Source organism: Corynebacterium sp. CCUG 61414, from assembly GCF_024453945.1.
GTDB lineage: Bacteria > Actinomycetota > Actinomycetes > Mycobacteriales > Mycobacteriaceae > Corynebacterium > Corynebacterium pseudogenitalium.
This window is the reverse complement of record NZ_JAGPYU010000012.1, coordinates 47,101-69,580: the sequence shown is the minus strand read 5'-3', so window position 1 is coordinate 69,580 and position 22,480 is coordinate 47,101. Positions and strand designations below refer to the sequence as shown.

Genomic DNA, 22,480 nt, shown 5'->3' with positions numbered 1-22,480 from the left:
GGGGAATATCGTGCGGGGACATGGGTGCGGACCTCCTTCGGGTTTTGGCCCACAACCAGCCTGCCACCTAGGGAAAATCCGGGAATGTGGTGCACATACAAAGGAGCGAGTGCCAAAAGACGCAACACCATACCTCTAGCCCTTTTCTGGCCTGCGGGAATACAAATGCTCGTTTTGCGAATTGCGTCCTTTGGCACTCGCGCACTCGGGGCCCCCAAAACCAAAACAACGCACCCCAGGCGAACCCAGGGTGCGTTGTTTTTAATTGGCGGTAGCGGCGGGATTTGAACCCGCGGAGGTTTTACCCTCACTCGCTTTCGAGGCGAGTACCTTCGGCCGCTCGGACACGCTACCGCAAACCAGAGTAACGGTTAATGCCCGAGCAACCAAATCAAGGCGGGGACTAGTCGTTCAGTTTGTCCTCGACCTTGGCGGCTACCTCGTTTGCCTTGTCCTTGACGGAATCGGCAGCCTCGTTGACCTTATCCTTTGCATCGCCAATGAGCTGGTTGGCCTTGCCTTCGTTCTCGAGGGACTTGTCGTCGGAAAGCTTGCCAGCTGCTTCCTTAGCGGTGCCCTTCAGCTTGTCTGCTGCTCCTTCAAAAGCCATGAGATTGCTCCTTTTCGTTTCGTTGTAAGCTAACGGTTCCCCATGGTAGCCACTTTGGCAGGGCGGCGCTGTAACGATTCGGTTAAGTATTAGCGCAGGTCCCGGAAAAATTCGGCGAGCAGTGCCGCATTTTCGGGTTCCATGATCCCGCCGCGGACTTGGATTTGGTGGAGGTGGTGGGGGTCACGGAGGGCGTCGAATAGGGAGCCGACGGCGCCGGTTTTGGGCTCGAAGGCGCCGAAGATTAGCGAGTCGATGCGGGCGCCGAGCAGGGCCCCGGCGCACATGGTGCAGGGTTCCAGCGTGACGACGAGCTCGCAGCCGTCGAGTCGCCAGGTCCCGAGGGTGCGCGCGGCGTCCCGGATGGCTTCGACTTCGGCGTGGGCGGTGGGGTCTTGGCGTTGTTCGCGCCGGTTGACACCGCGGCCAATCACTTCGCCGTCGGCGTCGAAGACGAGGGCGCCGACGGGCACGTCGCCGGGTGGGGTCGTGGCTGCGAGGTCGAGCGCTTGTTGCATGCGGGCGGTGGCGCGCCGCTGCCAGCTAGAGGAAACCAAGCTACCGCAGTGCTTCTTGGAGTTCGTCGGCGAAGCCGAGCGCGTCGGCGATGTCGTCGATGAGGTCGGCTGGTTCTTCGTCGGCGTCGAGAAGGAGGCTGAGGCGTTCTTCGGTGAGGCCGAGGTCGGCGAGGATGTCGAAGTCGCCGTCGGCCCAGCTGTCGGTGTCGTCGAGGTCATCGGGGTCGATGTCGGGGATGTCGCAGCCGGCTTCTTCGAGGGCGTCGGCGGCGTAGTCGTCGTCGACGGCGATGGGGGCGTCGCTCAGCAAAATGCGTGCCCGATTCGGCCCTGGGCGCAGCACCACAACGTACTCATTTTCGACGTTGAGCAGCGCAAACGCCGGACCTTCGCTGCGGAGGCGGCGTACTGCGGCGATGGTGTCTTCCAGCGAGTCGAAGTTGTCGTTGTAGCGGTGCACGGACCATGCGCCATCGTGCTGGGCGACTGTCACTGCGTACCCGTCTGGAAATTCCTGTGCCATGTCTCACGACATTAGCCTGCACGCAGTGAATTTGTCACTAGAATGTGAAACCGTGACTGCCTCTTTCCTACATTCTTCGCGCCACCTGCCTCCTGTCTGCATTGTTGGGCTGGGGTTGATCGGTGGCTCCATCATTCGCGACCTCACCGCGGCTGGCCACGATGCGTTCGGCTACACGCACTCGAATGCGGGCACGAGGGCTGCGCAAAAAGATGGTTTCGACGTCACCAACGACCTCGAGGCCGCACTGCAGAAGGCAGAGGCGCAGCAGGCCCTGATCGTGATCGCGGTACCGATGGATGCCGTGGCGACCGTCCTTGACGCCATCGCGGAGCACGCCCCGAGCTGCGGCATCACCGACGTGGTGAGCGTGAAGCAGCCCGTGTACGACCTCGTGCTGGAGCGCGGTCTTGAGGAGCGCTACGTTGGCGGGCACCCAATGGCCGGCACCGAGTTTTCCGGCTGGTCGGCGTCCCAAGAGGGGCTGTTCCAGCGCGCGGCGTGGGTGGTGACGTATGACTACGCGGAGAGCGTCGACAAGGTGCCGCAGACGTGGGCGAGCCTGTTCGCTGACGTGTGCAACCTGGTCGCGGTGACGGGCGCTGAGGCCGTGCCGGTGTCAGTGAAGCGCCACGACGAGGCAGTGGCCCGCGTGTCCCACCTTCCGCATGTGATCGCGGAGGCCCTGTCGGTGGTCGGGGATCGCGGCGGCACCCTGGCGCAGTCGCTTGCGGCTGGCTCATTCAAGGGCGCCACGCGCGTCGCGGGCACGGACCCGTCGCTGGTCCGCAACATGTGCGAAACCAACGCGGAGAGCCTCGTCAGCATCATCGACGAGTTCACCGAACTTCTTGCCGACGCCCGCTCCGCCCTCTCCGCCGACGCTCCTTCCATGAAGCGCCTCGCCGAGAACGGCCACCGGGCGCACACCCGTATGCTGGCACGTTCGGGCGCGCGACGTGAGTCGGTGTCACCGGTGAAGATTTCTTCGCGCCCTGTGATGCGCCTGCACCCGGGCGCGCCAGGCTGGGTGAAGCAGCTGCGCCAGATCGAGTCTCTGGGCGGGCGCGTCGAGGTGTTCTAGCTCGCGTTTGCTGGGTATGACGAAGGCCCGAGGGGATCACTCCCTTCGGGCCTTTACTCTGTACTGCTAATGCGCTTTATGCGTCGCGGCGACGTCCCATGAAGACGTACGCGCCACCGATCAGGAACAGCACAATGCCGAGCGTGATCACGCCGGACATCGGGGTACCGGTATCGGCGAGGTCCCCGCTGCGGGTCGACGTGGTCGTCGAGGAGGACTTGCTGGAGCTACGCGACGTGCTCTTCGCCGTGGAACGGGACGCTGCCGTGCTTCGGGACGTTGCGCTGGTGGTGCGTCCGGTGGACACGGTGCCGGAGCTCTTCGAGTTAGAGAACGTCGAGGTCGTCGAAGTCTTCGAGCTTGTCGACTTCGAACCTGCAGCTCCCGCGCCTGCACCCGCAAGGGCACCGAACGCGCCGAGCAGTGGCTTGACTTCCTTGAATACCTCAAGGATCTCCTGCGGCTTGGACATCGTGCTCGTTGCGCGGGTGTCCTTGTTCAGGGTGATTTCCTTGACCAGGTCGTCCTTCTTGATCTGGATGGATTTGTTCTTGTAGCCTTCCGGTGCCTCTACGAGGCGGACAGTGAAGCTCTTGTCGTTGAGCTCTGCTGGCAGGGTGGTAGACAGGTAGCCGTCGGCGTCGGTTGCGCCTTCGAGTTCGAGGTTGTCCAGGCTCGGGACGACCAGGCGTGCGCCCTCGACCGGCTTCTTCTTTTCACCAGTGCCGGCGTAGATCTCGACCTCGAGCGTGCGCTGCTCGGTGGCCTCTTCCTTCTTAGTGGTCGTGGTCTGAGTCGTTGTCGTTGCAGGCGTCGACGTCTCCGGGGTCGTTGGCTCAGTAGGCTTCGGCGTCTCCGTCACCGTGGACTCGGACGCAGGCGAATCAGATGCAGCCGTCTTTTCATCCGTGTTCTCCGCAGGCTTGTCCGACTCCGCGGACGGCGTCTTCGTGTCCGACTCCTCACCAGCGTGCTTGATGGCGGTGAACCCGAACTTCTTGTCGGTGCCGAGTACCTCGCTGAGCGTGTCGTCGCCGTCCTGGGAGAACGTGGCCACGAGCTCGTCGCCAGGGCCGATCTTCAGCTGCGTCGGCTTGAACTCGACGGTGTTGCCGTCCTTGTCGCCAGCAACGAAGACGTCGGTGTCCTTGGTCACTGCGTAGGCAACCTCACCCAGACGGTCGATGCCCTCGGTCTTCACGCCACGCGCCACCTTCAACGTGGTCACGCTGAGCTTGTCGGTGTCGGTGTTCAGGGTCCACAGCGCTGGCTTGCCGTCGAGGGTTTCAGCGTATGCGTGCAGGTACTCCCCCTTCGGGTCGACCTTCTTGGAGGCCGTGCCCCACGCACCGGGTGCCTTGAAGTCCTTCGGCTTGCTGAAGGTATCCACCGACACCTTGTGCTCGGTGAACACCGGGGTGGAGGCCGTGCTCAGCTTGTCCAGGTCGATGGCGTAGTAGCTGTCGCCGTCCTTGGCCAGCTCCTCCGACACAATCAGGCGACCATGAGAGGTAATGGTTGCCGTGGTGATGTCGGTTGGAAGTGCGCCGTGCTCGACGCGTGCAGCCCCAAGATCCTCGACGTTGCCCGTCGCCGGGTCGATCTTCAGCAGGTGGTTCTCCTGCGGCGCGGTGGACAGCGCGTAGACGCTGCCGTCGGTTGGGTGCCCCGCCACCGCCGTGTACGTCCACGCACCGGACTCGAGCTCTACACCGCTCGTGCCGGTTCCCGGCTTATCGCTTGTCGACGCCTTCTTCGCCTTCGCTGGCGTCGTCGCCACTGCTGGCGCACCCGCGACGGACGGAGAAACGCTCACGGTTGGGGTGGCGCTGGCGCTCGGCGTCACGCTGGAGGAAGCAATGCTCGAAGGAGCGGTTGCTGTCGTGGTGACGGGCGCCTGGGTGGGCGTCTCGGTCGTGGTGTCAGCGTTCGCTGCCACTGGGACGAGTGTGAATGTCCCGGCGAGTGCGGACGCCATCGCCAAGCGGCCGTAGTAACCAGCGGTCTTCGAAATTTTCATTGTTCCCTCTCGTATAGGTTGCGGGGCTGCAAACCCAGTAATCCACCATTCAATGTACAAAACGATGTGGTACTTCTCAAGCAGCAACCCGCCACCATTTTCGTGGTGGCGGGTTGCTTTTCGCTCGTCCTTAGCGCTTTGGGCTAAGAGACCTTTTCCTCACTAGGGGTCTGCTCTTTCTTGCTGGAGCTTTCACCCTTGCTGGAGCCGTCAGCACCAGCTTCGCAGGCTGCGTAAGCAAGGCCCACCGCGATGGCACCGACCGCGACCAGGATGATGGCCAGCACTGCCGGACCCGCTGCTGGGTGCAGCTGCTCAAGCTGGCGGCTGATCTGGTTCATCCACGCCGGACGCTCGATTGCGAGCTGCGGCATGGCCTGGTTGAACTGCTTGACCACGGCGTTGAACTGATCCTCGTAGATGACCAGGCTGCCCGCCATCGCGCCGACCAGCAGGCCGAGCGGGATGAGGTACATCGCCGGGTTCGAGGCGGAGGAGGTCTCCGTGATGCAGCGCCCAAGGGAGCTGCCTTCCTTCGGAACTTCCGCCTTCACCAGCTGGATGCTGAGGTCCGTCGGCTGTTCTGCTTCGACCTCGAACAGCTTGGTGGTGATCTTCCCACCCTTGGCTGCCTTCTCGGTCGGGATGCCGTACTCGCCAGCGATTTTCATGACGTCCTCGGACGGGTTGGTCACGCGCAGCTTGTACTTGCCTGGCGTGACGTTGCCGTAGGCAAACTTTCCGTTACCGTCGACGGTTGCGCTCAGGGAGGTCTTGTTGTCCTCCGAGATGAGCTCAACCTTCGCCTCCGTGAGCAGGCCAGCCGGCAGGCCGCTGAGCACACCATCGATGTAGCCCTTCGGGGTCTTGCCCTCAGACACAATCACGTGTGCGTTACCCCACGAGTTCTTGTTCGGGGTAACCGTCAGGATTGACGGTGGGTCCTCCTCGTAGATGCCCTTCTCTTCTTCAATACCTGGGCTACGACGCGGCTGGTCAAGGTCGGCCTTCACCAGCGCCTTGTTGTGGTGACGGGTGCCTGGCTTCAGCGGCGGTAGCGCAGCGGTGAGGAAGACGCGCTCGCCTGGCAGCAGGGTGCGGTTCCAGTCGCTCGGCAGGTCGATTTCCATCGGCTTGCAGTCGTTGGAATCGTCTTCACTCGTGCCTTCCTTCCACTCGCAGACCTCGTCCGTCAGGGTGACGTTGTACATCGGTGCGGCGCCACGGTTCATGATCTCGTAGGTGAAGTACATGTCTTCATCCACATCGAGGGACACTGGCTTGTTCTTATCCACACCGAACCGTGCGTTGACCTTCTTCTCCACAGAGGCAGAACCAATTCTTGCCACTGCGTTATCAGGTGTCGACGCCACCATCTGCCCCTTGCTGCCCGTACCGCGGGCCGTCGCGATGTTGTTCACAACGGACATGTCCTTCTGCGGCGGAATCTTCGCGGAGGCAAACACGTGCTCGCCCGGCTCCAACGTGCGATTCTCTGGCTTCTCCCAGCCCTCAGGCCAGGTGATCTTGGCATCTCCCAGGAATGGGTCATCCAGGGTGATGTTCTTGATGATCTCGTCGGTCTCGTTGGTGATCACGAAGCCGTAGATCAGGTCCCAGTCCTCAGGGAGGATCGGGGCACTGTCCATATCGTCGGCGTCGTACCCGCGGACACGCTTGCTCAGCTTGAGCTGCTTCTCCGTCAGGTGGACGCCCGGGATTGCAACGTCCTGGCCAGGCTTGACCGGAACGTACATTGGGTCGACGTTCTGGATACCCTGCGGGGTGAACACCTCGATGGTGGAGGTACCCGGCAGCGCCTTGTCAAAGACGAACTTGCCGTCCTTGTCGGTCGCGACCGCGCTGGTCTCACCACGCGGGTCGGTCGCGGTCACGATGACGCCCTCGACTGGGTTGCCGGAGCCGTCGTCAACAACACCTTCGACGTTGCTTCGCGGTGCCTTGATGCTGACGAGGCCAAGCTCAATCGCCTTGTCCTCAGTAACAGTGACCTTCTTCGGCCAGCCCTTCGGCTTTGGCCAGCCATCTGGGACGTCGAGCTCAATGGTGTACTCACCTGGCTCAAGGCGATCCGTGGTGAAGTAGCCGTCCTTGCCAATCTTCACCGCTGGAAGTGTCTCGATAGGCTTGCCGTCCTCGTCAAGGCGTGGACTGCCGTCCTTATTCTTTGCGGTGCCCTTGATGCGAACCGTGCCGCCCTTGATTGGGTAGTTGCCGTCATCAAGGAGCCAGCCGCTGATCGTGCCTGGTGCTGCACCTGGCTTCGGGTTCGGCGTCGGCTTGCGCTCGAGGTAGACCCGCAAGTCGTCGTTCGTCTTGCCAGCCTCAACAACGACACGCTCGTAACGCGGCGTATTGAAGCCCTCCGGTGCCTCCACCTGGACGACGTACTCGCCCGGCTCGAGACCGGAAGCGGTGAAGATACCGGAATCGTTCGTGGTGACCTGCGTAGATCCGCCACCGAGGCGGAGGATGTTCACCTTCGCGCCAGCAATCTGCTCGACTGGCTTGCCCTCGCTCACGCCGAGCACGTTGCCCTGCAGGGTACCCGTGGTCGGGGTGTTCTCAACTGGGATCCTCTCCAGTTTGATGTCCTGGGCATAGTTGTCCAGGCTCGTCTCGATGACAACGGTGATGTCCGCACGCTCGAGGTAGCCCTCCGGCTGCGCGATCTTCAACTGGTAGTTACCGGTTGGGATGCCGTTGCGACGGAACGAACCGTCAGCGTTAATAGCCACCGGGTAGCGTCCAGCGTCGCCAACAAGAACCAGGCCGGTCTGCGGCAGCGGAGCATTCGTCGCCTTGTCGTAGACACCACCGATGAAGCTACCGGTTTCGGCCTCCACCTCGCTCTTCTTCAGCGTGATGGTCGGGACGACACGCTCCTTACCGGCGTCGATCTTGACCGGGATGTTGTCCACCGGTTCGTAGCCAACAGGCTGGGTCACCTTGAGACTGTAGGAGCCTGCTGGGATGGTGGCGTCGTCAAATGTGCCGTCTTCGGCGACCTTGACGTCGATGGTGTTGCCCTTGCCGGAGGTCGGCTCGAGCGAGATACCAACGTTCGCAACCGGTTCACCGGCCTCGTCCTCAACGTTGCCCTTGATGGTGCCCTTCGTCGGCTTCGTCTCGAGGGTGATGTCAAGAGCCGTTTCCTCGGCAGGCTTCACCGTGGCGGTCAGACCGCGAACCGACTTGAACTTCTCCGGCTGCACAACGTCAACCGTGTAATCGCCCACCGGGACCTTGGTGAAGGAGAACGTGCCGTCTTCGGCAGATTCAGATTCGATTGGCTGCTGGCCTGCTCGCTGCAGCTTGATCTTGACCTTGCCAACAGGCTCGCCGTTCTCGTCACGGACAGTGCCTGCAACGTCGCCGATCTCGGCGGTGAACTTAATCACGCCCAAGTCAGCTTCCTTGCCTGGGTAGACCGTCAGTGGTGGAACGCTTACGCGCTTGTAGTTGTCCGGGGACTTGACCTCAACATTGTACGTACCTGCTGGTAGCTCTGGCACGGCAATGTTGCCTTCGTTGTTGAATTCCAGATCGATTGGATCGCCGGACTCCGGTACCAGTCGGATCTCGGCACCGTCGACAACCTTGTTGTTCGAGAATTCGACCTTACCCTTCATGCTGCCTGGCTTGCGCTGCAAGGAGACCTGGACAGGATCCGTACCCTGGCCAAGCACAACCTCGAAGCTTTCGCTCTCACCAGCGAGGTGGGTGTCAGTCTCCTCGACCTTCACCGTGTAGGTACCCGGCTCCATCTTGTCGAATGCAAAGCTACCGGACTTATCGGTGGTCTGGGTCTTTACTACCTCACCGTTCTGGATCAACTGTGCTTCGACGCCTTCGATGGCATTGCCGCCATCGTCAAGCACGGAGCCGTTGAGGCGCTTAAGGTCTCGGGTGACCTCGATGGTGATCTCTTTCTGATCACCTGGCAGCAGACCGTTCACGGTGAGGTTGTTACCGGTGTACTCGCTAGTCTTCGGGACCTCAAAGGTTGCGTTGCCTTCGCTGAGGCCCTCGACGACGAACTTGCCGTCCTTGTCAGTCGTGACTTCTTGCGTGCCTTCGTTCGTCACCTTGACGGTGGCGCCAGCAACTGGCTGCTTGTTTTCGTCGACGACGGTACCGATCACCGTCGCGGACTCGTTGGTCACCCTGACGAATTCCTTGTTATCAGCTGCTGTGGTGCCAGGCTTGATGGTGACGCCGGACTTCGATCCGCCCTTGTGGCGATCCGTTGGCTCAACCTCAATCGTGTAAGTACCTGGGCGCAGCTCGTTGAACTCGACCTTGCCGTTCACGTCACCGGTGCCCTTGGTCTCTGCACCGTTTTCATCAATCAGCTTGATGACTGGTGACGAGATAGCACGGCTCTTCTCATCCATGACGTGGACCGTCATGGATGCATCTTTACGACGCAGCTTCACATCGCGAACGACGTTGCCCGCTGCATCGACCTTGAGTTCAATAGCCTGGGCCTCGTCGTATGCTGCAGAGTCTTCAATGGTGACCTTGTAGGTACCGACTGGAACCTTATCGAAAGCGACCTTGCCGTTTGCGGTGGTCAAGTCCTTGTTGATTTGCGTCTTGTAAGCGTCAGACTGCGTGCCCTTAAGCCGTACCTTCACACCGTTTACTGGCTGCCCTGCATCGTCAGTGACGTTAATCGTGACGGTGCCCGGGTTACGCGTGACGATGTAGTTAGCGCGGCCACCTGCAGCCCACCTCACGGTGACCTTACCCTGCGTCGAACCATGAGTGTCGTTTGCCTCAACCTGGACGATGTACTCACCAGCAGGCAGGTTGCCCGAGGTGTACACGCCGCGCTCGCCTTCGGTCCAGGTAGTGTCAACGTCCTTGAGAGTCAGCTTTGCGCCACTGACTAGCTCGCCGGCCTCATTACGGACGGTCGCGACAATTGGAGCGCGATTTTCCTTGAGGTCAAACTCAACCTTTGCAGCCTCTCCAGGCTTGACGGTGACAGACTTGGTCGTCTCGTCGAAGCGGCCATCACCCGAGTTTCGGACCGTGACCTCGTACTTACCTGGCAGCAGCTTCGCGGAACCGGTATTTGCAAAGGAGAACTTACCGCTCGAGTCAACGCCACCGAAGTCGATGTACGCGCCGTTCTGGCCCTTTGCTTCCACCGAGACACCACCCGAAGCAGGCTTCCCGTCGATGCGGACGGTGCCTTCAATGCGGGAGGTTGCTCGGTCGACCTTGATGTCTTCGACAGTCTTCCTCTCCGCTGCCTTGAGCGCGGAGAACTTCTGCGAGGCCTCTGCGTAGGTGCCGTCACCTGCGGCAGCAACGGTTACCGAGTCAGTACCAGCCGCGACCCTGTTAAAGGTGTAGTAGCCGTTCCAGTTCGTACGAACCGTCTCATTGCCAACTCGAACTTCGGCATTCACCACTGGCTTGCCATCGTCGTAGATGACGCGACCGTTGATCTCGCCTGGGTTCTTCTTCAGCGTGATCTCCTGGACTTGCATGCCATTCTTGGGATCAATCGTGACGGTTCGAGGAGCATTCTCGAACGTGTACTTGTCGCCCAGGTCGCCCTTCGGAGAAGTCAGCTTGAGATCGTAGGTGCCTGGGTACAGCACCTGCTGGACAAAGCCGTTCTTATCAGTGACGCCCTTACGTCCTTCAGCCCCGTTTGCCTTCTTATGGTTCGGGCTCGGAGCGACTTCCCACGTCACGCCCGCAGCGCCCTCTTCACCGCCGAGGAACTGGAGAAGGAGTTCCTTCGTCATAAAGTTCGGCTTCAGCGGGTCAGGAAGATCGTAGGTTTTGCCGCCTTCAGTCTTATTGACAGGCACTGACGTATTCAGTTCGTAGGTGTAGTTATCAATTGCATCGACCTTGACCTGAACTGTCGCAGTGGGCTTCACGCCTGCAACAACGAACTGGCCGCGACCGTCCGTCTTCACGCTCTTGCCGTTTACAGAGACCGTGGCACCAGAAATTGGCTTATCGAACTGGTCAAGCACCACGCCCTGGTAGGAAGCCAGCGTCTTGGACACTGTGGCGCGCACAATCTTAGTTTCGCCTGGAAGCACGAACTCATAACCGCTGCCTACGACCTTTCCGTTCCGGTCGATCAGCTGGACGGATACCTCACCTGGGTTGACAACACCGAGGTCGTATCCTGCTTGATTCTTGTATGGGTAGTCACCCCAAGTCTGATTGTTGTATTTCAGGCGAATCTTTCCGCCATCAAAGTTCTCGTTGCTTGGGACCTGGATCTCTACCTTAGCGCGGGCCTCTTTCAACGTTGGTCGGAAGTCAACTCCGTCGATCGTACGGTTACTAATATTCACCGTTCGTGAAACGGTATTGATGTAGTCACCAGAGAGCTGGAAGCGGTAGCTTCCATTGTCCAGACCCTGAATCTTGTAATCCCCAGAGTCCAGGAGAGATACCTTCCGGACCTCGCGTTTGTTTTGGTCAAACACTGTGAGGGTAAGCCCCTGCGCAGCATTGAACGAGTAACCAGACGGCAGGTAAACCCTACCGCTTACCTCCTTGCGCTGCAGGTAGAACCTGATTTCACTTGGCCGGTTCCCTGGGATATTGAACGACTGTGCTGATGTAGGGAAGTACTCATCCGAGCCGCTGTACCAAATCTGGTAGTCGCCGTAGCTTCCGGTTAGTTCAGTCGACGACCAATTCCCATGGTCAATTGAAGCTCCGTTACTCGGGCCAAGGTCGGTACGTTTGATCTGCAGGCTACCTCCCGTGTTCCACAGCGGGTAGCCATGACGATCGTGCATATGGACCAAAACGGTCCCCTTGCGCTCCTCAAGTTTGATATTGAGGTAGGACTGCTGGTCAGCACTGATTGTAACGCTACCGCTTGACGTTGAAGTCTTATCGTTCAGGCGAGCTTCCCAGCCGTACGTCCCAGCATTGAACTTCTCGCTCACAAACCAGCCGTTGCCACCAACTTGAACTGGGCGCCCATCAATCTTCAGGTCAACATCGGAGGCCGAGTAGCCATTCGGTACCTGTACAAGGCCCGCTACCCAACCTTGTTTGGGGGCTTCTGGTTTCTTTTCCTCAGCTTCACGGTGCCCAAAGCCTCCCTGAAGGCGACCTTGCTCGAAGTTTCCCAAGAGCTTTCGATCGAGATCGTTCGCAGACTCAATCCACAATGAGTGGACGTCAGACTGTGGGAGGTAACAAGGCGAAGAGGTGGTGCACTTGGAGGAGAGATCAAGCTTATAGGACTTCCCGTCAGAGGTGATCGGAAAATCAAACTCTCCTAGAGTCTCAACAACTTCAGCACCCTGCTTGATCTGGACTTTTACCTTACCGATCGGCACGATCGGCTTTTTGGACTCCAGCCAAGGAGTGATTGTAAAAATCCCGGAGATAGGGATTGGATATCGCGCCGACCCTACAGACTGTATCGCCCACGAAATTTTTCGCTGCCCCTTTTTAGTCACTTTTGCCTGCTGAATGGGCAAATCAGTGATAACAGTTGCCGACGCCGACGGCAGCGCCACCTCGGCGGCGTGGTCGCTCACCGCCGGGACGGCCATCCCACCGATAGCTAAAGAGAAAGCGGTCGCCGTAGCAACGGCCGCTTTGCGAATGCTGGAAAACAGCCCGCGTCCGGACTTACCGTTTCCGGTCATTATGGTCTCCTGATTCGTACGTTATTGAGAGAAATTCGAAGCCTAGGAGCAAGCGCACAGACTTCTCCTAAGTAATCTGTACAAATATACGTCGTTTACCACCGTCAACTCAAGCTAAGAGCTACATATATGCAGCGCAAGAATCGCAAATCCCCTCTTCGCACCGCTCCAATTATCAACGCCCCCTCCGACCTGCGCCCTTAGTCCAAATCAATCAGGCACCCCCAACACACGCCGGGCAAACCTTGCAAAAAGCTGAGAGCAGCGGGGTCCCCCTTTGTTTCCACATTTCGCTGATTGCCGATGAGGGAATGAGTGCCAAGAGACGCAATTCGAGAAAACGTGACCAATATACACACAGGTCAGCAAAGGCCTAGATTTCAAGGGGTGCGTCTTTTGGCACCGCCTCAAAGAATAAAGCAGAAACCCCAGCCCACACGCGGTGGACTGGGGTTTTATTTGGTGCGCCCGGAGGGATTCGAACCCCCAACCTTCTGATCCGTAGTCAGATGCTCTATCCGTTGAGCCACGGGCGCGGTGTTTTGCTGCCTTGTAGGCAACGAAAGAGACTCTACACCGAAACTGCGAGTGCAGCAAAACGCCTGTTAGATGCCCAGAACCGCCTTCGCAATAAAGAAGTAGATAATCAGACCGGTGGCGTCACAGAACGTAGAGATAAACGGGTTAGAGAACACGGCTGGGTCGGCGCCAATGGTCTTAGCGATGATTGGCATCACACCGCCCACGGTTGCGGCCATCGTGCAGACCAGCAGCAGCGTCAACCCAATGACAATGCCCACCGACTGCCCGAACACCAGCCCTGCCAGCACAAAACCCAGCGAGCCGAGCACGGCACCGAGCAGCATCCCCACCCGCATTTCACGCCACGCCACCTTAGCCACGTCGCGGTTACGGACGTCATTGAGTGCGAGCGCGCGAGTCACGGTGGTGGCGGCCTGGTTGCCGGTATTACCGCCGGTACCCGTCAGCAGCGGGATGAATAAGGACAACACGACGGCCTTCTCAAGCGTGTCCTCGAAGATACCGAGCACCTGCACCGTCAGGATCGCGGAGACCGCAAGCACCAGCAGCCAGACGATACGGCTCTTGACCAGGGCCTGCACGGGCGTTGAGAGGTACGGGCGCTTCAGGGACTCGGACGCACCCAGGCGGGCTGTGTCCTCACTGTCTGCTTCTTCGACGATGTCGTGGGCCTCGTCGTATGTGAATATGCCCACCAGGTGGTGCTCATTATCGACGACCGGCAGCGCCAGCAAGTTCGACGACAAGAACCAGCGCGCGGTGTCCTCTGCCTCGTCGGAGGCGTAAGCGTACTGCGCTTCCCGCATGACCTCGGAAACGGGTTGGTTGGCGTTGGATTGGAAGAGGCGTCGTAAAGAAACGATGCCTACGAGCGTGCGGTGCGCATCCGTGACGGGGACGGTGTAGATCGTCTCCAGACTGTCGACGTTCTCGCGGAGATTATCGACGACCTCCTTGACCGTCATCTCTGGCGTGACCAGCGGCACCTCCGGCGACATGGTGCGGCCGACGGTGCCCTTCTCGTAGCCGAGGACGACGTTGGTGACGCGCTGGTCGTCCTCGTCGAGCTCGTGCATAAGGCGGGCGGCGACCTCGGGAGGGAGCTCGTCGAGGAGGGCCACGCGGTCCTCGGCGCCGAGGGCGTCGAAGAAGCCGACGACGGCTTCGTCGCCAAGTGCGGTGACCATGTCTGCCTGGTGCGCCGGGTCCAGCACGTCGAAGACGACCGCAGAGCGCTCCGGCGACAGCAGGCGCAGAATCTTCGCACCGTTTGTGACATCGGTGCGCTCAATCATCGCGATGATGTCTTTGAGGCGGACGTGCTTCAGCTGCTCCTGAAGTTCCGACAGCTCCTCTATCTCAGGGTCGTGGTCCTCCAGCCGCCGCTCGAGCTCGTAGAGCTGCTCGGGGTCATTGATCTTCATCTCCACGTCCTTTCACCTCACCGCGATTGGCCAAGTCAAGCATTGCAAGCGTAGCCGCACTTACCCCCGGAGGTGGAATAGCGCACCTTTTTGTAAAGCGAACTACCTGCATGTTTTGCCTATCCCTTTCCATCCCTAGCCTTGGGCGGGGGTGAGAATGTTAAGTTTTACTGGACAGAAACGATATCAATCTGTGACATACCTGTGCTGCAGGTCCAGTGCAGCGTTTCCGCTCTTGAGCAAAGGACAAGTTTATGGCATACAGCACGCGCACAAAGCGCATCTCTATCGCCGCCGGTGCGCTTTCGATCGCGCTGGTCGCCCCATTCGTCAGCGTCTCGACGTCCGACCTCCCCGCAGCCCACGCCCAGACAGTGGCGACGCAGGCATCCGACTTCGACACGCCAGAAGAGGTCAACTTCTGGGACGTTGATTCGGTCCCGCTCAAAGACATCGCCCTGAACCCGGGCGACAAGGTAGAGACCTATTACAACTGGAAGACGATCGGCACGTACCGGTGGAAGGTGACCTTCGACGACCACGGCGTCCTGACCGTCGGGCGCCCGAGCGACGGCTTGGCGTTCAGCAGCAAGGTCGGCAAGACCGTCGAGATCCCGATCAAGGTCACCCCGGCCTCCGGCGAGCCCTACGAGGCCACGCTGAAGATCGCCGTCAAGGACGAAAAGCCAGCAGAGGAAACCTCCACTCCGGAGACGACCCCGGCAGAAACCACCACGCCGGAAACCACCACGGCTGAGTCCGGGGCACCGTCTGAGTCCTCCGAACCGGAGGCACCATCCGAGTCTTCCAAACCGGAAGCACCAGCCGAGTCGGAGGGGCCGTCGACAAGCGAGGAAGCCCCAGCCCCTGAGGCGCCGAAGTTTGACTTCGACAAGACCTACGAGGCCGAGAACTTCTGGAACAAAGAAACCGTGCCCGTGCCCGACGCCAAGCTCGAGCCCGGCGACAAGATCGCGTCGACCTACTGGGATAGCACCACGCGCTGGCCGGTGACCGTCGATGCGGAGGGCAACCTGACCATCGGGAAGCCGTGGAACAAGATCACCTTCAACAACGCCATCAAGGCTGGTAGCGCGGATATTCCGGTCACCATCACGCCGAAGGAAGGCGAGCCGTACTCCGGCACCCTGAAGGTCAAACTCACCGACACCATGCCTCCCGCCGAGTGGGAAGGCGACCTGCCGGACTTCAACAAGATCTACTCAGTCGACTTCGAGAAGCAGCGCGTGAAGCCGGTTCCGGGCCTCACCCTGCCGGAGAACGTCACGATTGAGCGCAGCGGCGCAAAGTACCCACTCTGGTCGTTCACCAACCTCAACGGCGAAGTGCAGGTCAACGCACCCGCCACCTTCACCCCGGGCGTATTCGACCTCCCAGTCAAAATTAGCGACGGCACCTCCACCGTCGAGCGCACCATCCGCATCAACGCCACCAACCCGCAGACCACTGGTGGGGAAATCGCGAAGGGTGTCGGCGGCGTTCTCGGCCCAATCCTGGGCGGCCTGATCGGCGGCGGCACCGGCGGCATCGGCGGCGCTATCGGTAACTTGCTCGGCGGCCTCCTCGGCGGCGGTGGGTCCGGCGGCTCTGGCGAGGACGGCAAGGGCGGCTCGGGCGGCGGGCTGCTCGGCAGCCTGAAGGGCGCGCTCGAGGGCATCGTCAAGGTTGAAGACGGCGCGATCCGCATCGAAAACAACGGCAACAACAACGGCCATGTCACCGTCACCGGCAACGCCAACCCGACGGTCAACATCTCCGACAACGGTTCCAACAACGGTAACCCGCAGGTCAGCGTCGTTGTCACGGATAACGCCAAGGTCCACGACAACGGCAACGTCACCATCACGGGTAACGCGAACCCGACCGTCAACATCTCCGACAACGGCAACAACAACGGCAACCCAAACGTTGTTGTGACCAACAACGCGAACCCGACCGTCAACATCACCGATAACGCGAACAACAACGCGTCCAACAACGGCAACCCGGACATCAAGATCTCGGATAACGCCAAGGCGTCCGTCGTGGTCACTAACAACGCAAACCCGACCGTCAACGTCTCTGATAACGCGTCGAATAATGGCAACCCAAACGTCGTGGTCACCAACAACGCGAACCCAACCGTGAACGTTTCGGATAACGCCAACAACAACGGCAACCCAGACGTGAAGATCTCTGACAACGCTAAGGCGACCGTCGTGGTCACCAACAACGCGAACCCGACCGTCAACGTTTCGGACAACGGCAACAACAACGGCAACCCAGACATCAAGGTCTCCGATAACGCGAACCCGAACGTGCAGGGCATCCCGCTCAGCTCCGGCGGCGGCTCCTCCAAGCGCGGCGGCCAAGGCGACAAAGGCCAGGGCCAGGGCGCTGGCAATGGCGGCTCCTCGAACCTGAACGCGCGCGTCGGCGCCGAGGGCGGCATCTCCGACCCACGCTGCATCGCGACCCTGGTCGGCCTCGGCCTTCCGCTGCTGGCCGCAATCCCGGTTGCACTGTCGAACCAGCTCGGTATTCAGGCTGCGGGCGTCGATAAGAACTCGATTGACCGCGCACTCCGCGACACCGCCCGCTCCCTCAACGTCGACGCAAACACGCTGACTGCGGTCGGCGGCGGCCTGGTCGGCGTCGTGGTGACCCTGCTGGCGATCGCCGGCCTGCGCAGCTGCATCCCGAACGTCAAGGACATCGACATCACCGTCGGCAGCTCCGGCAACCAGGGCCAGCAGCCGACCGGCTCAGTGACCACCACCGCGCCAGTCGTCCCCACCACCCCAGCGAAGTAAGGGCGCCGGGCGCTACTCGAACACAGTGCGGTTCGAGATGCGCCCCAACCCCTCAATCTCAATCGTGACGACGTCCCCGTCGCCCACATAACGCTTCGGATCGCGCGCATGCCCAACCCCGCCCGGCGTACCAGTCAAGATGGTGTCGCCGGGGTTCAGCGGGTAAATGTGCGAAATGTACTCAATCAGAAACTCCGGCGTGAACACCAGGTCAGACGTCGAATCGTTCTGCACCACCTCGCCGTTGAGGCGCGTCGTGAGCTGCCCCGCACCCGCCCACTCGTCGCGAGTGGTCAGCCACGGCCCGAACCCCGCGGACTTCTCCAGGGACTTGCCCTGGTGCCACTGCAACGTGGCGTACTGGTAGTCGCGCATCGTGTAATCATTGGCCACCGCGTAGCCCGCGATGTAATCAGCCGCTTCCGCCTCTACTACTCGACGCGCCCTCTTCCCAATCACAACCGCCAACTCCCCCTCCCAATCCAGGGCTCCCCTGCCCCATTCGGGAACGTTCACATCGTCATAGGGGCCGGTGAGGGCGTCAGCAAACTTAATGAACAGCGTCGGGACCTTCGGCAGCTCACGACCCATTTCCTTGATGTGGTTCGCGTAGTTCAGACCGACACAAATAACCTTGCCCGGGCGAGGCACAACAGGCGCCAGGTCCTTGTCCTGGAAGGTGACCTGCTCCCCGTCTGCCGCGGCAAGCTCCTGCCAGTTTTCTTGGGCGAGGAGCTCGCCGACATCTTGAAAGCCAATCTTGACTGCGGTCGTTTCCCCGGTGCGGCGCGCGGCGGTCGTGGTTCCGCCGGGTTGGCGAAGTGTCATCAGTTGCATAGTGCGATTCCTTTCGGTGCGTGTGTGTACGCACGACGCTACCGGCCCGCATATGCGCGCGCACCAGATTCGCCAATTCGCGCGAACGGGCTCGGCGTTTTCCCAGTTCGCTGATGGGCTGGGAGGGAATTTGGTGTCCCTCCCAGCCGATTGAGTGCCAAAGGACGCAATACGAAAAATCGGCCCGGACATATGACCAGGTCACGAAAGTGCTAGACAATAAGGGCTACGTCCATTGGGCGCTATGACGCCCCATGGAAGGACATCGAGGCCTTCCTGGATCGCATGTCCCCCGGCGGTCTCTCGTCCGTTCCCCAGTCCCTGCGGTATTTGATTGACGACGCCACCAGGGCATTCCAGCAGGGCTCCGCCACCGAACCCCACTCGGCTCGTGTCCCGTCTCGCGTGGATACTCCCCAGCGCAACATCATGGACATCACTGGGGACTCCACCGAGATCGCCTCGGAGATCGACGGCGCCGTGGAGGGTTTTCGCCGCGCCCACGACCAGGCCATCGCCGTGGACCCGGCGGACGGCACGAAGGCCTCGGACACCCGGACCTTCCGCTCGCCGCGGGAGATCATGTCCGAGCTGCGCCGCGCCTATACCGCGGGCACACAGGTGCGCCTGCACTACGTGGACTATGCGGGTGCCACCAGCCATGACTGGATCTCCATCGTGATGATGACCCCCTCCACCATCTCCGCGGTGCTCGAATCCACCGGGGAGAGCCTCACGATCCAACCCCACCGCATCGCTGCGGTGGACGTGCCGTGCTAGAGGTTATGACGCAAGTTTATTGAATTCCAGAGAATTTCTGAACATCCGGCGAGCGAAGGAAACGCCCGGCCATTTCCACAGCTGGCTGAGAAGAATCTCCTTCGATTACAAGGGACGCAATCGCCAATTCCCCTGTCGTTCCAGCGAACCAGCCATTGGAAAGCTTGCCATCAATTTCTGCTGTACCAGTCTTTCCGCCAAGTGCACTAAGATCACTCAACGACCTAGCTGAACCGTGGTCAATTGTTGATTTCATCATCGTCCGGAGGCTTTGAATAGTTGTATCGCTGACATGCTGGTCTGCCTGTTTATTCACTACTGTCTGTTCGCCTTGAATGAGCTGTGGAGGAACAAGCAAGCCGCCGTTAGCGACAGTCGATTGCATGAGCGCAATCCCAAATGGACTAGCTAGAACCTCGCCCTGTCCAATAGAAGCCTCCACACGAGGAGGTCCAGCCGGTGTCCGCGGCACCGAACCAGTAAGTGTGGTCATCCCTGGTACGTCGAAGTCGGAGCCAATTCCGAGTTCTAAAGCAGTCCGTTGCAGATCATCTTCTCCCAAACGATCCGAAATGACCGCTTGGGTTGTGTTACATGATTGGGCGAAAGCTTCTTCCAGTCGAACGCTACCTAGATCGAAGTCATGATCGTTGGGAATCTTGCGTCCAGCGACGGTGATATTGCTAGGACAAGGTAGTTCCTCATCCATGCTGACTGCCCCTGCCTCTAGTGCCGCCGCTGTGGTCACAGTTTTGAACGTCGATCCCGGTGGGAATAGCCCGGTGAGTGCGATTGGCCCTTGGTTATTTGCCTTGTCATTTTGTGCAACGGCAAGGACACCTCCTGTTCTAGGATTGAGCACGACTAGAACTGCGGCACGTTGCTCACTGTCCACTGCTTGTTTTGCTGCGCTTTGCAGTGTGTTATCCAGAGTGGTTACGATTGGCTGAACTCGGCGAGGCGGCTCAGAGGCTACCGTCGTCATACCTTGTGAACTCTCAGCGCGTATCGACCATCCTGAATTAGCATCGAGCACTGACTCCCAATATTTGTTCAATTCAGCATCCATCGGAGAGTTAAGAGTTTTGGACACGCTTAAGAGACGCCCCTGCTCCACAGTGGAAATTCCCTCAAAGGTCCTAAGTTGCTCTTGTATCTTCCGGAATTCTTCCTGCCTCAAAGTGAGGAGCACGGTGTCTTCATCCTGAGACTCTCCCAAGGTCTGCTCGATCCACTCCTTAGTCGTTGTGGGAGACACTGGTGCAAAAATCTGGGCCAATTCCTGCGCTCTAGAGGCTATATCTTTGCGACCTCGTACCTGAATAACTTTCGTCCAGGTCATATAATCATTGCCCAAGCGATCTTTAATTGGAAGATCGTACTGTTTATCTTCAGCAAAAAAGAGTGCGGAATCATCGCTCAACTGAGCTTCGAAGATCGAAGGCAACCATTGAGGCTTACCATCCTGTCCACTAAGGACGAGCCGACCATTGCTCTCCAACTCCACACCATCTTTGGACCAAGTCACATGAGTATTCTGCTTTCCATTGGAAATATCAGATTTTTCGATGTTGACCTTCACACCATGAAGTGACTGCCGAAATTCATGAAGGGCGCGCTCCGGGTCTGGATGATCCAGATACCGTGCAGCCTTGCTGTCATCTCCCGCGTTGAAAGCTTTGAGAAATACGTCTGAGTCTGATTCCCACGGTAGAGCTGAACAGCTGCTCAACATCACTGCGGAGAGCGAACAGAGTGCAATCACCGACTGACGGAAACGATTGTGCTTAGTCATCATGGGAGTGACGTTAAGTGAGACGCATTGGATGCCACCAATATCACATAATGCAATTGTCTCATTTCATTCACATATAGGCGATGGTAGAAGTGTGTATTCAAGTGGCAGAAATTCTAACGAAGAGCGTCCACGAGCAGTCTAGCCACTTCGCCAATAGCACCATCGTGAGTACTCATTGCTTGTTCTGGCACCACCTGTTTCAGCATGATGGACACCACAATGGGCTCCTCGCCCTCAACCTGGATAATCGAAGCTTCACCATGGAGAAGTCCTACAGTGCCCGTTTTTCCATAGATATCAACGCCGCTTGGAGGAAAGCCTGAAGGAACACGGTGACGCCACACCTGCAACCCCAAGAGTTCACACATAGATCGACGTACCGCTGCACTATCGTCTTTCCAAACCTGTTCCAAGTCATTAGTTATTTCCGCCAACGAAGAGACTGCAGAAAACGCTATATCTGTACTACTCCCCCCTTGGGATTGAACATATTGACGCAATTGTTTCTCCGCCGTCACTAAGCTATTCCGATCTTGCAAGTCATAATGAGGTGGAAACCGTTTAAGAAATGCTTCTCGAGCCCACGCAGGCAGTAGACGCAAAATCTCGTGGGCGGCCACGTTATCTGACACCGATGCGACTTGTTTCATTAAGTCTCGGAGACTCACGTTCACTGCGTCATCAAAGGCAGCGAACCCATACCCTTCGTAAGTTCCTTTGGACGGTGCAACGTCAACACGAAGACGAGGATCCAGATCACCTCGTTGAATCGCTTCCAAAGTGAGGTGGAGGAGCCGGATTTTATATAAGGATGCCACCGTAATTTTCTCGTCTTGTTTGCGTCCGATAGTCACCCCATCGTGCAGTCGCGATGCACACCACCATCCCTCACACCCCGACCGCGTCAACACGTTTTCCAGGGCCATCTCCATCCGTGCAGTCATTGGTTAATCCTTCGACAAATTCTTTCGGCGACCGCCATGGCCTCGGCGCCATTGTCCATCCCACCTCGGCGAACCACTACATCCACGGAAAAATCGAAACGGGAAGGAAGCTCAATAGCATTGTCAAACTGGTGAAAACCGCGAAATACCAAAGACATCCCCTCCCCTCTTCCAATCAATAAGCCCCTACCTAGAGCATCCTCTGAATCATTAATTTCGCAAGACACACCCGACCGAAATAGCTCTCTCGCCAAACCACTGGCTGCACTTGAATTGTCATTCAGGTTCTCCACCAGCAGATTCAATTGAGACAAGGTCTTATCCAACCTTGAATACCCCGGCGGCACCACTAGATCACGTGACAGAGAAAACTGCCTCGCACTGCGGTGAGTACCCAAGGGAACCGGAGCTTGAACAAGCCCCGCATGAATAGCGCCTTCTTCAACACGGGCAAGAATCTCAACAGAAGGCAGTGACGACAAAACTACTCCATCATGCTGCTGTGCCTTTGCTGCAATACGCGATCCTATCTCGCTTGGAAGCGCACTACTGATGGCCAAACGAAACCCGCTTTGCGCACCACTTCGGATACCGTCAATCATCGAATGCATAGTCTGAAGATCGCGATTAATCACCCGGGCATATGGAAGCAAGGTCAACCCTGCCTCGGTTAGTTTCACTTCCCCCGCCCCTCGGATAAATAGCGGTGTACCTACACCAGCTTCTAAGCGCTTAATGGCATTGGAGACAGGCGGCTGACTCACTCCCAGTCGCGCTGCCGCCGCTGTAAAACTACCGGTCTCCGCTAAAGCCACGAAATACTGCCATTGGCGCAGATTTCCCGTCTGAGCAATCATGGGTCTCAGTATAGTGGAGCACGAGTTCGCACCACTGCAGCGTAAAATGATGT

Annotated in this window: 13 protein-coding genes and 2 tRNA genes; 3 read left to right on the top strand and 12 right to left on the bottom strand. The window is 58.9% G+C overall.

All coding sequences use genetic code 11. From position 1 onward, the window contains the following. Positions 1–266: 266 nt before the first annotated feature. From KBX14_RS08760 to KBX14_RS08745, 4 genes are all read right to left on the bottom strand, one after another. Positions 267–354 (bottom strand) — tRNA-Ser (locus tag KBX14_RS08760). Positions 355–403: 49 nt separating this feature from the next. Then, positions 404–610, bottom strand: coding sequence for a CsbD family protein (locus tag KBX14_RS08755; protein ID WP_070363288.1), 207 nt, complete (start codon positions 608–610; stop codon positions 404–406). Positions 611–699: 89 nt separating this feature from the next. Then, the gene (locus tag KBX14_RS08750; RefSeq protein WP_256042341.1) at positions 700–1,128 is read right to left on the bottom strand and encodes a nucleoside deaminase; all 429 of its coding nucleotides are present in this window, start codon (positions 1,126–1,128) and stop codon (positions 700–702) included. 40 nt (positions 1,129–1,168) lie between these two features. Further along, complete coding sequence (locus KBX14_RS08745) at positions 1,169–1,651, bottom strand: tRNA adenosine deaminase-associated protein (protein WP_256005963.1); 483 nt, start codon at positions 1,649–1,651, stop codon at positions 1,169–1,171. A gap of 52 nt (positions 1,652–1,703) precedes the next feature. Here KBX14_RS08745 and KBX14_RS08740 point away from each other — a divergent pair, with 52 nt between their 5' ends. Beyond that, entirely contained in the window at positions 1,704–2,735 is a 1,032-nt protein-coding gene (locus KBX14_RS08740; protein ID WP_246814881.1) for a prephenate dehydrogenase, read from the top strand. 76 nt (positions 2,736–2,811) lie between these two features. On the opposite strand, the gene KBX14_RS08735 is transcribed toward KBX14_RS08740, so the two are convergent. The 4 genes from KBX14_RS08735 to mgtE form a co-directional block, all read right to left on the bottom strand. Continuing rightward, entirely contained in the window at positions 2,812–4,755 is a 1,944-nt protein-coding gene (locus KBX14_RS08735) for a hypothetical protein (protein ID WP_256042340.1), read from the bottom strand. A gap of 143 nt (positions 4,756–4,898) precedes the next feature. Then, positions 4,899–12,431 carry a carboxypeptidase regulatory-like domain-containing protein gene (locus KBX14_RS08730; RefSeq protein ID WP_256042339.1) on the bottom strand — a complete coding sequence of 2,511 codons (7,533 nt, stop codon included), beginning with the start codon at positions 12,429–12,431 and terminating at the stop codon, positions 4,899–4,901. A gap of 460 nt (positions 12,432–12,891) precedes the next feature. Beyond that, positions 12,892–12,967, bottom strand: a tRNA-Arg gene (locus KBX14_RS08725). A gap of 69 nt (positions 12,968–13,036) precedes the next feature. Beyond that, positions 13,037–14,398, bottom strand: a complete 1,362-nt coding sequence (mgtE, locus tag KBX14_RS08720; RefSeq protein ID WP_256042338.1) for a magnesium transporter — start codon at positions 14,396–14,398, stop codon at positions 13,037–13,039. Positions 14,399–14,652: 254 nt separating this feature from the next. On the opposite strand from mgtE, the gene KBX14_RS08715 reads away from it, so the two are divergent. Further along, positions 14,653–17,211, top strand: coding sequence for a hypothetical protein (locus tag KBX14_RS08715; RefSeq protein WP_256042337.1), 2,559 nt, complete (start codon positions 14,653–14,655; stop codon positions 17,209–17,211). A gap of 12 nt (positions 17,212–17,223) precedes the next feature. On the opposite strand, the gene KBX14_RS08710 is transcribed toward KBX14_RS08715, so the two are convergent. Further along, complete coding sequence (locus KBX14_RS08710; RefSeq protein WP_252931173.1) at positions 17,224–18,048, bottom strand: fumarylacetoacetate hydrolase family protein; 825 nt, start codon at positions 18,046–18,048, stop codon at positions 17,224–17,226. A 285-nt stretch (positions 18,049–18,333) separates the two neighbouring features. On the opposite strand from KBX14_RS08710, the gene KBX14_RS08705 reads away from it, so the two are divergent. After that, positions 18,334–18,828: a hypothetical protein gene (locus KBX14_RS08705; protein WP_239317643.1), complete on the top strand. Its 495-nt coding sequence runs from the start codon at positions 18,334–18,336 to the stop codon at positions 18,826–18,828. 16 nt (positions 18,829–18,844) lie between these two features. On the opposite strand, the gene pbp2m is transcribed toward KBX14_RS08705, so the two are convergent. From pbp2m to KBX14_RS08690, 3 genes are all read right to left on the bottom strand, one after another. Further along, a complete protein-coding gene (gene pbp2m, locus KBX14_RS08700; RefSeq protein WP_071573654.1) occupies positions 18,845–20,626 on the bottom strand; it encodes a penicillin-binding protein PBP2M in 1,782 nt (593 codons plus the stop codon). Between the two features lie 113 nt (positions 20,627–20,739). Next, positions 20,740–21,570 (bottom strand): serine hydrolase, encoded by an 831-nt coding sequence (locus KBX14_RS08695; RefSeq protein WP_012360808.1) that lies wholly within the window; start codon positions 21,568–21,570, stop codon positions 20,740–20,742. Then, the gene (locus KBX14_RS08690) at positions 21,567–22,427 is read right to left on the bottom strand and encodes a LysR family transcriptional regulator (protein WP_012360809.1); all 861 of its coding nucleotides are present in this window, start codon (positions 22,425–22,427) and stop codon (positions 21,567–21,569) included. Before KBX14_RS08690 ends, KBX14_RS08695 begins: the two co-directional genes overlap by 4 nt. Positions 22,428–22,480: the final 53 nt, after the last annotated feature.

Excerpts from the sequence above, each read along its gene's own strand:
- KBX14_RS08755 (WP_070363288.1), bottom strand. The coding sequence starts at position 610 with ATGGCTTTTGAAGGAGCAGCAGACAAGCTGAAGGGCACCGCTAAGGAA.
- KBX14_RS08750 (WP_256042341.1), bottom strand. The coding sequence starts at position 1,128 with ATGCAACAAGCGCTCGACCTCGCAGCCACGACCCCACCCGGCGACGTG.
- KBX14_RS08745 (WP_256005963.1), bottom strand. The coding sequence starts at position 1,651 with ATGGCACAGGAATTTCCAGACGGGTACGCAGTGACAGTCGCCCAGCAC.
- KBX14_RS08735 (WP_256042340.1), bottom strand. The coding sequence starts at position 4,755 with ATGAAAATTTCGAAGACCGCTGGTTACTACGGCCGCTTGGCGATGGCG.
- KBX14_RS08730 (WP_256042339.1), bottom strand. The coding sequence starts at position 12,431 with ATGACCGGAAACGGTAAGTCCGGACGCGGGCTGTTTTCCAGCATTCGC.
- mgtE (WP_256042338.1), bottom strand. The coding sequence starts at position 14,398 with ATGAAGATCAATGACCCCGAGCAGCTCTACGAGCTCGAGCGGCGGCTG.
- KBX14_RS08715 (WP_256042337.1), top strand. The coding sequence starts at position 14,653 with ATGGCATACAGCACGCGCACAAAGCGCATCTCTATCGCCGCCGGTGCG.
- KBX14_RS08710 (WP_252931173.1), bottom strand. The coding sequence starts at position 18,048 with ATGCAACTGATGACACTTCGCCAACCCGGCGGAACCACGACCGCCGCG.
- KBX14_RS08705 (WP_239317643.1), top strand. The coding sequence starts at position 18,334 with ATGTCCCCCGGCGGTCTCTCGTCCGTTCCCCAGTCCCTGCGGTATTTG.
- pbp2m (WP_071573654.1), bottom strand. The coding sequence starts at position 20,626 with ATGATGACTAAGCACAATCGTTTCCGTCAGTCGGTGATTGCACTCTGT.
- KBX14_RS08695 (WP_012360808.1), bottom strand. The coding sequence starts at position 21,570 with ATGACTGCACGGATGGAGATGGCCCTGGAAAACGTGTTGACGCGGTCG.
- KBX14_RS08690 (WP_012360809.1), bottom strand. The coding sequence starts at position 22,427 with ATGATTGCTCAGACGGGAAATCTGCGCCAATGGCAGTATTTCGTGGCT.